Origin of the sequence: Mangrovibacterium sp. (assembly GCF_041596335.1) — a bacterium.
In the GTDB taxonomy this organism is placed as follows: domain Bacteria; phylum Bacteroidota; class Bacteroidia; order Bacteroidales; family Prolixibacteraceae; genus Mangrovibacterium.
In genome coordinates, this window is record NZ_JBFHIT010000094.1 from 1 (window position 1) to 9,369 (window position 9,369).

Below are 9,369 nucleotides of genomic sequence, written 5' to 3' on the forward strand. Positions count from 1 at the left end.
GTTTACTTCCGAATTAGATATGGATACCATTCCCAAGGGATTGAGTGAAGATGTTATCCGAATTATTTCAGCGAAGAAAAACGAGCCTGAATTTATGTTGAACTTTCGTCTGGAGGCATTTCGAAAATGGCAGAAGATGACGATGCCCAATTGGGCCTATCTGAAAATCCCACCGATCGATTTTCAGGAAATTATCTATTATGCTGCCCCGAAGAAAAAACCACAATACGAAAGTCTGGACGAAGTTGATCCGGATTTGTTGGAAACATTCAACAAACTGGGTATTCCGCTCGAAGAACAAAAAATATTATCAGGTGTTGCCGTTGATGCTGTAATCGACAGTGTGTCGGTAAAAACAACCTTTAAAGAAACGCTGGCTGAGAAAGGAATTATTTTCTGTTCCTTCTCTGAAGCCGTGCAAGAACATCCGGATCTAATCAAAAAATACCTGGGCATGGCTGTTCCGGTCACCGACAACTTTTTTGCAGCCTTGAATTCGGCCGTCTTTACCGATGGCTCATTCTGCTATATCCCCAAAGGAGTACGTTGCCCGATGGAATTGTCGACTTATTTCCGGATCAACGCCGCCGGAACAGGGCAGTTTGAGCGTACACTGATCGTTGCTGACGATGACAGTTATGTGAGTTACCTCGAAGGATGTACCGCCCCGATGCGTGACGAAAATCAGCTACACGCTGCAGTGGTGGAAATCATCGCGCTCGATCGGGCCGATGTCAAATACTCTACGGTTCAAAACTGGTACCCCGGCGATAAAAACGGGAAAGGTGGCGTGTTCAATTTTGTGACCAAGCGTGGTGTATGCCGGGGCGAATCTTCAAAAATTAGCTGGACACAGGTTGAAACCGGTTCTGCTGTTACCTGGAAATACCCAAGTTGTATTTTAATGGGAGATAATTCAATCGGTGAGTTCAACTCGGTTGCGCTGACGAACAATTACCAACAGGCCGATACCGGAACAAAAATGATTCATATTGGCAAGAATACGAAAAGTACGATCATTTCAAAAGGGATCTCAGCCGGACGAAGCGACAATGCTTATCGCGGACTGGTAAAAGTGATGCCCGGAGCCTCTAATGCCCGTAACTTCTCGCAGTGCGATTCGCTGTTGCTCGGCTCTAATTGTGGAGCTCACACGTTCCCATATATCGAAGTGGCCAATAAATCGTCCATCATTGAACATGAAGCAACAACCTCAAAAATCGGTGAAGACAAGATCTTCTACTGTAACCAGCGAGGTATTTCAACCGAAGATGCAATCGGAATGATTGTAAACGGATATGCCAAAGAAGTATTGAATAAACTTCCGATGGAGTTTGCTGTAGAGGCGCAAAAACTTCTGCAAATCAGCCTTGAAGGAAGTGTTGGCTAGTCGTTGCAAAAAAAAATGGGCTGGCTGGTCTCCTGTCGGGAGATTTTCAACCTAAAACATTAAAATAAGAAATTGAAACCTGGAATATAATAACAGATATGCTTACAATAAAGAATTTAAAAGCCTCAGTTGAAGGCAAAGAAATATTGAAAGGAATCAACCTGGAAATTAAACCAGGTGAAATCCACGCGATAATGGGACCAAACGGTGCCGGGAAAAGTACGTTGGGAAATGTACTGTCGGGCCGTGATGGGTACGAAATTGAAGAAGGGGAAGTGTCTTTCCTGGGTGACGATCTATTGGAATTGTCTCCTGAGGAACGCGCTCGTAAAGGATTATTCCTGAGCTTCCAGTATCCGGTTGAGATCCCCGGTGTTCCTATGGTGAATTTTCTGAAGACTGCGATTAATGAGCACCGCAAGTATAAAGGGCTGGAACCATTGACTGCCGGTGAATTCCTGAAGCTAATGCGCGAAAAGAAAGATATGCTTCATCTGGACTCGCAACTCACAAACCGTTCGGTCAACGAAGGTTTCTCGGGTGGCGAAAAGAAGAAAAATGAAATCTTCCAGATGGCGATGCTCGAGCCCAAACTAGCGATCCTGGATGAGACTGATTCCGGATTGGATATCGATGCGTTGCGTGTCGTTGCTGAAGGTGTAAACGCACTGAAAAGCCCTGAGCGTTCCGTTATCGTCATAACACACTACCAACGTTTGCTCGATTACATCGTGCCCGATTTTGTGCACGTATTATACAACGGACGCATTGTGAAGTCGGCCGGCAAAGAACTGGCTCTGGAGTTGGAGGAAAAAGGATACGACTGGATTAAAAAAGAATTGGTTTAAGATGACTCAAACGCTAATAAATAAAAAAGCAGTCAGCGAAAAGTACAGCGAACTTTATCAGGCAAAGCGAGCTGTCCTCGATGCCGGTTCGTCGCCATTGCTGAACCGTATGCGCGATATTTCCATGAAACGCTTCGAAGAGGTGGGAATTCCCGGCTTTAAAAACGAGGATTACAAATACACCAACCTCGAGCGTGTTTTTGGAAAAGAATACAAACATATACTTGAATACGAAAAAGTAGATGTCGACCTGAACGAAGTATTTCGTTGCGATATTCCGCTGCTCGACACCCATACCATCTTATTGGTTAATGGCTGGTACTATGCCCGCAATAAAGAACTTGTTGATCTGCCCGCAGGAGTTGTGGTTGGCAGTTTGAAGCAGGTTGCGCTAGATCATCCCGAATTGATGGAGAATTTCCTGAATCGTCAGGCAGCACTTTCCAACGATCCAATCGTGGCCTTAAATACCGCCTTTGCGCAAGACGGATTTTTCATGTACGTTCCGGAGAATGTAAAATTTGAAAAGCCGGTGCAGGTGATCAATCTGACTCATGCAGATGAACCTGTTTTTTCAACTCAGCGCAACTTAATTATCGCCGGAGACAACAGCGAAGCGAAGGTAATTTTTTGCGATCACACGCTGAGTTCATTCGATTGCCTGCTAAATAATGTAACAGAAGTGTTTGTAGGCAACCAAGCGGTAGTTGATGTTTATTCCATTCAAAACCAAGACGATAAATCGAACGCGGTTAACTCGGCATTCTTTAAGCTGGGTGAAAAGTCGAACCTCTTGTCGGGAGTAACAACTCTACACGGAGGCCTCATCCGTAATAATCTTGTGGTAAGCCTCGATGGTGAATACGCTGAAGCAAGTGTGTTCGGAATGGCTTTCACCGACAAGCGCCAGCATGTGGATAATTTCACAAACATTCAACACAACAAGGCGAATTGTGAAAGCAATCAGCTATATAAAAATGTACTTAACGAGGAGTCGGTGGGAGCTTTCACCGGTCGGATCCATGTCGCTCGTGAAGCTCAAAAAACAAATGCTTTCCAACGCAACAACAATGTGTTGCTAACCGATACCGCTAAGATGAACACAAAACCTCAGCTGATTATTGATGCTGATGATGTGAAATGTAGTCATGGTGCAACGATTGGTCAAATTGACATGGACGCGTTGTTTTATCTGCAGGCTCGTGGTATTGGTGAAAGTGATGCCCGCATGATGCTAATGAACGCATTTGCACATGAAGTGGTGCAGGAAATTCGTGTTGAACCGTTACGCGATCGAATTGATGAATTGGTTGAACGACGTCTGAAAGGCGAACTAGGCAAATGCCATGCTTGCAAATAGCGTCATTTAAATCATACAAACAGATATAAAAGCAGGTTCTAGAATTTTAGACACCTGCTTTTCTTTTCATTTAAAGTTGAATTTAGGTTCCCTGCTTAAAGACTGTTCGAATGCGGCAAACATCAGCCATTAGTTTGGGTTGAATTTTATACTGGCGAAATAGCTGCCTTTCCATCCAATTCAGCCGGGAATTTGAAGAGCTACCGTCAAGAAAGATTCTTCTCAGTCAACAGAAAAAAATGTAAAAGGCTGTTGCAATTGATACACTCCAATCGCTGCCGGGGTGTTTTTCACAAGCTTATTCAGGCAGCTTTGTACACCCTTCAATTTTATCTGCTTCGTTTCTCATGTTCAAGATTTGTTAACCTCGGGCAGGAGTATTGGCGAAATACATTGTCTAAATAAAAAAATTGTAGCTTTGTCAATCAGCATTAAAATCCGAACACATGACTCTCGATATTGCCCGCATACGCAAAGACTTTCCGATTCTGGAACAAACGGTTTACAATAAACCACTGATCTATTTCGACAGCGCAGCCTCCTCTCAAAAACCACTTCAGGTGTTAAAAAAAGAAGAGCAATTGCACCTCGAATACTACGGAAACATTCACCGGGGCGCGCATTTTTTAGCCGATAAAGCGACAATTGCCTACGAAGCTGTTCGCGACCAGCTGAAGAAATTTGTGAATGCCGCCAATCGCGAAGAAATCATTTTCACCAAAGGAACAACCGAAAGCATCAATCTGGTGGCTTTTTCCTTTGGAGAAGCTTTTATAGAGGCAGGTGACGAGCTAATTGTTTCGGAAATGGAACATCACGCGAATATTGTTCCATGGCAAATGATGGCCCAACGTAAAGGAGCCAAAATCCGCGTGTTGCCTTTCGACAATGACGGCCGGTTGATGATTGAAAAGCTGGATGAACTAATTACGGAAAAAACAAAGCTGATTGCTGTGGCGCATGTTGCCAATACTCTGGGAACGATTAATCCGGTCGATAAGATTATTGAAAAAGCCCATGCAAAAGGAGTGAAAGTGCTGGTTGACGGGGCGCAGGCGGTTAAGCATCTGCCCGTTGATGTACAGGCGCTTGATACCGATTTTTATGTGTTCTCGGCACACAAGATGTACGGGCCCAATGGTGTTGGCGTTCTGTACGGAAAAAAAGAACTGCTCGATCAGATGCCACCTTATCAGGGTGGTGGCGAGATGATCTCGGAGGTAAGTTTCGAGAAAACCACGTTTAACGATCTGCCCTATAAGTTTGAAGCCGGAACGCCGCACATAACCGGTGTAGTTGCCTTTGGCGAAGCCATCAGCTATCTCGAAAACCTGGGAGTAGCTGAAGTTGCGCGTTACGAACACGAATTGTTGCAGTATGCCACCCAAAAACTACTCAGCATTCAGGGCATGACAATCTACGGAACACAGCCGGAGAAATCGGGTGTCATCACCTTTAATATTGAAGGGATTCACTCGTTCGACATTAGCACCATGCTCGACAAAATGGGTATTGCTGTCCGCTCGGGTCGCTTGTGCGCCGATACGGTGATGCAGCACTATGGTGTGTCGGGAACCATCCGAATTTCGTTTGCGGTTTACAATACCTTCGACGAAATCGACCAATTTATTGTCGCACTCAAAAAGCTGGTGATGATGTTGAGTTAATTCAACTTTCGAATCACATTTACGCGACCGAATTGCAAACCGGATCATTCATCGATTATGACAAAACTAACCAAGCTCTATTGGCGAACCTTTTTAGTTACCGGACTATCCTTCGGAGTGATCATGTCCGTTTGGGATTATATTGACAAGGGCGAGTTTGATCTGGGTAAAACACTTTTCATGACCATCTTTTTTGGCGCCGGAATGACTTGGTTTAATGCGTCGAGGTTGAAAAAGTCGCTTGAAAAAGACAATACACCAAGGCCAAACGAAAACGATTAACCGCTCTCCTTCGCTAACGATCACTCAAAATTAGTCGGACTTCCCTCGAACCGGCGCCTTCACCCTGTTGGGCTGTGGGCTCGTAGCTTAGAACCAGGCGCTCGAAAACCAGCCCGTAGTAAGTTTAAATTAATCGCAAACAACTCTCACAGCTGCACAGGTATTCCAGACCGGAGGGCTGCAAGGTGCATCGCTACCTGTGGAACCCTAGCCGAAAGGTTGTGGGCTGGCAGAAAGCAGAAGGTGTTCAACCGACTTAGGATGTTCCTGTTCAACCCCTCCGGGGTTGCCAGCTATATTGTGTCTTCGCATCCCCCAATTCGATTGGGGGTGATGAATCGTTCGATCCTTTCAGGATCGTTCAGGCGCTTTGGTCGTGGTCATCCTTCCAGGTGCTGGGGCCTATCCCAATACCGGACTAGTTAAGGAATCGACTCCAAGTCGATTCTCCCTGTGCATTCTAGCGATAACGCTGCTATAATCGTCATTGCGACCGCGAGGTACGAAGCGGGTGGCAATCTGTTGAAACGACCATCCTCGATCGGAAATCGCTGATTCTTCAGGATTTTGAAGCTCTTAGGTTGGCAAATGCTCTGTACCACAGTGTTCCTCCCAATAAAATCGCCCCCCAACCTCTTGTCCGAAAAACCAATACCAGCCGCCCTTTTGGTCATCTTTTTTTGAAGTTCTTTCAATATAATGATCTTCCGGGGGTTACCATTTCACCAAATTTGTAATTAATCTATGTATAGAATAAACCAGCTGACAATCAACCAATTATTTAAGCGACCGCATATACGGTCGTTTGACGGGTTGTAAACGCAGGTTATTTTTCACTTTTGATTGGCTGCAAATAGTCACATATAACTATCTTTGAGCCAATTAAATGATTTTGCAAGTAAAGCTAGAGAGAGATGAGAGAAAGTTACCTAAATGCGAAAATCATAATACTGAGACCATACAACAGACTTTCGAGAAGGCGAATTTGAAGAAACCGCACTTCGAGACTTTTGGTATTACGCCCATTCTGAGCAGGTTATTCTGATCTGACGCAGTATGTTGTGGGCATAATTTCATAAAAAAGTGTTGAAAAGTACCGATTTCTTATGTGTAATTGAATTAGATGTTGTAAATTGATTGAGAACGTGCAAATAGTTAGCAGCTAGACCTAATGTTTGTATGTTCCTGAGAGCTGGTTTATCTCATTATTTATGGTTAAAAGCGTGGTAAAAGCAAAGAGCTGGGTGTGCGTGGAATGCTTGCTTATGGTCATTCTTGCTATGAGTACATCTAAACTAACTGATGGAGCAGAATCAGAATCTGCCGCAGACATGTTTGCTTTGTCTATCCACAAAACTGAAACACCCCCCACAACAACCTACCCCTCTGACAGTTACACAACAAACACCCACGAGATTACGCTCAGAAATCAAAGCACCACAGACCATTCAACAAATCCATTCGCCATTGAAACAAACGCTATTCAATGGCTTAATAACAGCAACACCGGAACAGAACCAGTCGCGAAAGCAACAGATGCACTTTCGCCTTTGGTGCTGGCTCTGCCCCCTCCACCAACAGCCGACGTTAATGGTGGCGACTGGAATACGGCTGCAACCTGGAATCCGGATGGAGTCCCCACTTCGACTACCGATATCATAATCCCCAATGGATATACTGTTTACATAAATAGCGATGCAGTATGCAAAAACCTGACCATCGAACTCGGTGGCACATTAGTTTTTAATTCGGCAAATACACTTACGGTTAGCGGCAATTTTACGAATAACGGCACCTTTACCAAAGGCTCCGGAACCGTGGTTTTAAATGGCGCGGGCTCAACTATTTCCGGAGCATCTGCCACCAGCTTTAATGTACTTACGATCAATGCCGGGTCGAATGTGAGCTCGGTGGTCACCGTGAATTCAAGTATCGTAGTCAATACCCTTTCGCTTGAAAATGGGCTATTGCAAATTAACAGTGGTACAACATCAATTAGCAATCTTAATCCATCAACCAGTCCACCCCATATCCTCCCGGCAAGCGCTGGTATTGAAGTCAAGAGCGGGGGAACCCTCAATACCGGAGCCTTTACCATCAATAACAAAGGATTGATTCGCATTGATGGTGGGATTGCAAATTTTGGCAGCTCAACGGGCAACAGCATTGAAACCAACACCGATGGAGCTTTTATTGTCAAGAGTGGCAGTACAGTAAATATTGCAGGGCGTCTGCACAATTCCGCCGGAGGAACCCTGAGTGACGGCGGATCGGGGATACAATCGGGAATAACCATTGAAGGCGGCACAATCAAGCTGGCGACTGTGGGCAATGGCCTAGCCAGCTACGGAACGCTAAACGTCACAGCCAATGGCTATTTTAGTTTCACCGCGGGAACTATAATTTTCGAAAACCCAAGTACGGCAACGACAGCTGTCGATTTACAATTTGCAGCTTCGAGTTTACCTAACGGCACAAAGTCGATTTCAAACGGTCTATTCCAATTTGGAGATGCCACTGCCGATCAGACGTTTATTATCAACAGTGCTATCCCAATTCCCAATATCACAACAACCAATGATGCAAACCTGAAATTGGCGCAATCGCTTACCATTGACGGAAACTTGAATTTATCGTCGGGAAGTCAAATTAGCCTGGCAGGCTTTACACTAACACTACCTGCTGACGCCTCAAGCATTGCTGTTGATTTAATTGACACAAATGGAGATGTGTCGACCGCCACGTTTTCGAACATAAGCGGTTATGGTGCCGGACAAACCATTACTATGAATATGGTTGAGAGCAAGCATCCAAGCGATCAAAATTCCTCGACTTATCTTGACCGATACTGGCAGATTTCTACTAGTGCAGGTATTTCTCAATATGATTTAGAGATCGCAACACCCTCGTCTATTTACAAACCAAATACAGGCAGTGCATCGAGCATGCTTTTAGCTTCTTACAACTCGGGCTGGACGGAATTATCCAACGCCTCGATCGACGGGACAGCGATCATCATTACCGGATTAAGTTCGAATAGTCTGACCCTTTCCGCACTAGAGGAGCCAACCGCAACACTGTCGGGTTCGCCGACCATTTGCGAAGGAGGATCAGCTGGGTTAACGATTAACTTGACCGGAGCAGCGCCTTGGGAGGTGGTTTATAATGACGGTTCGAACCATACTATTTCAGGGATTGCCAGTAGTCCATATACATTGACTGTTACACCGGGAGCAACAAGTACTTACACTTTGGTATCAATAGCCGACGCGAACTTAGCAGGAACAGTTTCCGGAACTGCTGCGGTTACTGTCAATACAGCACCTGTATTCTCCGATTGTCCTTCATCCCCAATTAATCTGAACACGACCGCAGGACGTTGTGATGCGGTTGCCACTTATACGGTCGCTGCATCGGGAAGCCCCGCTCCAACTTATACTTATATATTTGCTGGAGCAACGACGACAGGAAGTGTTTCAGGAAGTGGAAGCGGAGAAACCTTTAATGTTGGAACTACAATAGTGACTGTAACTGCAACAAATAGTTGCGGAAGTGAAACCTGCAGCTTTAATGTTATCGTAACCGACGATGAAGCTCCATTAATAACAAAATGCCCGGACAATGTCAGTAAAAATGTCGATGATGACGCGTGTGGTGCCATCGTAAGTTACAATAACGCAACGGCAACGGATAACTGCAACGCAACAATCACATACAGCCAAGTTTCAGGATCATACTTCCCTGTTGGCACAACGACGGTAACCGCTACAGCAACTGACCCAACTGGCAATTACGACGAATGTACTTTCACTGTAACAGTAA

Annotated in this window: 6 protein-coding genes; all 6 read left to right on the top strand. The window is 45.0% G+C overall.

Translation table 11 applies throughout. From position 1 onward, the window contains the following. Positions 1 to 1,390: Fe-S cluster assembly protein SufB (sufB, locus tag ABZD21_RS19335; protein ID WP_372776775.1), on the top strand; the 1,390-nt coding region annotated here is incomplete at its 5' end. Positions 1,391 to 1,488: 98 nt separating this feature from the next. Continuing rightward, positions 1,489 to 2,238, top strand: a complete 750-nt coding sequence (gene sufC, locus ABZD21_RS19340) for a Fe-S cluster assembly ATPase SufC (RefSeq protein WP_372776776.1) — start codon at positions 1,489 to 1,491, stop codon at positions 2,236 to 2,238. 1 nt (position 2,239) lies between these two features. Beyond that, positions 2,240 to 3,598 carry a Fe-S cluster assembly protein SufD gene (gene sufD / locus ABZD21_RS19345; RefSeq protein WP_372776777.1) on the top strand — a complete coding sequence of 453 codons (1,359 nt, stop codon included), beginning with the start codon at positions 2,240 to 2,242 and terminating at the stop codon, positions 3,596 to 3,598. Positions 3,599 to 4,044: 446 nt separating this feature from the next. Next, positions 4,045 to 5,265 (top strand): aminotransferase class V-fold PLP-dependent enzyme, encoded by a 1,221-nt coding sequence (locus ABZD21_RS19350; RefSeq protein WP_372776778.1) that lies wholly within the window; start codon positions 4,045 to 4,047, stop codon positions 5,263 to 5,265. 57 nt (positions 5,266 to 5,322) lie between these two features. Continuing rightward, positions 5,323 to 5,547, top strand: coding sequence for a hypothetical protein (locus ABZD21_RS19355; protein ID WP_372776779.1), 225 nt, complete (start codon positions 5,323 to 5,325; stop codon positions 5,545 to 5,547). A gap of 1,265 nt (positions 5,548 to 6,812) precedes the next feature. Next, the coding region (locus tag ABZD21_RS19360; RefSeq protein WP_372776780.1) for an HYR domain-containing protein at positions 6,813 to 9,369 on the top strand (2,557 nt) is incomplete at its 3' end.

Excerpts from the sequence above, each read along its gene's own strand:
- sufC (WP_372776776.1), top strand. The coding sequence starts at position 1,489 with ATGCTTACAATAAAGAATTTAAAAGCCTCAGTTGAAGGCAAAGAAATA.
- sufD (WP_372776777.1), top strand. The coding sequence starts at position 2,240 with ATGACTCAAACGCTAATAAATAAAAAAGCAGTCAGCGAAAAGTACAGC.
- ABZD21_RS19350 (WP_372776778.1), top strand. The coding sequence starts at position 4,045 with ATGACTCTCGATATTGCCCGCATACGCAAAGACTTTCCGATTCTGGAA.
- ABZD21_RS19355 (WP_372776779.1), top strand. The coding sequence starts at position 5,323 with ATGACAAAACTAACCAAGCTCTATTGGCGAACCTTTTTAGTTACCGGA.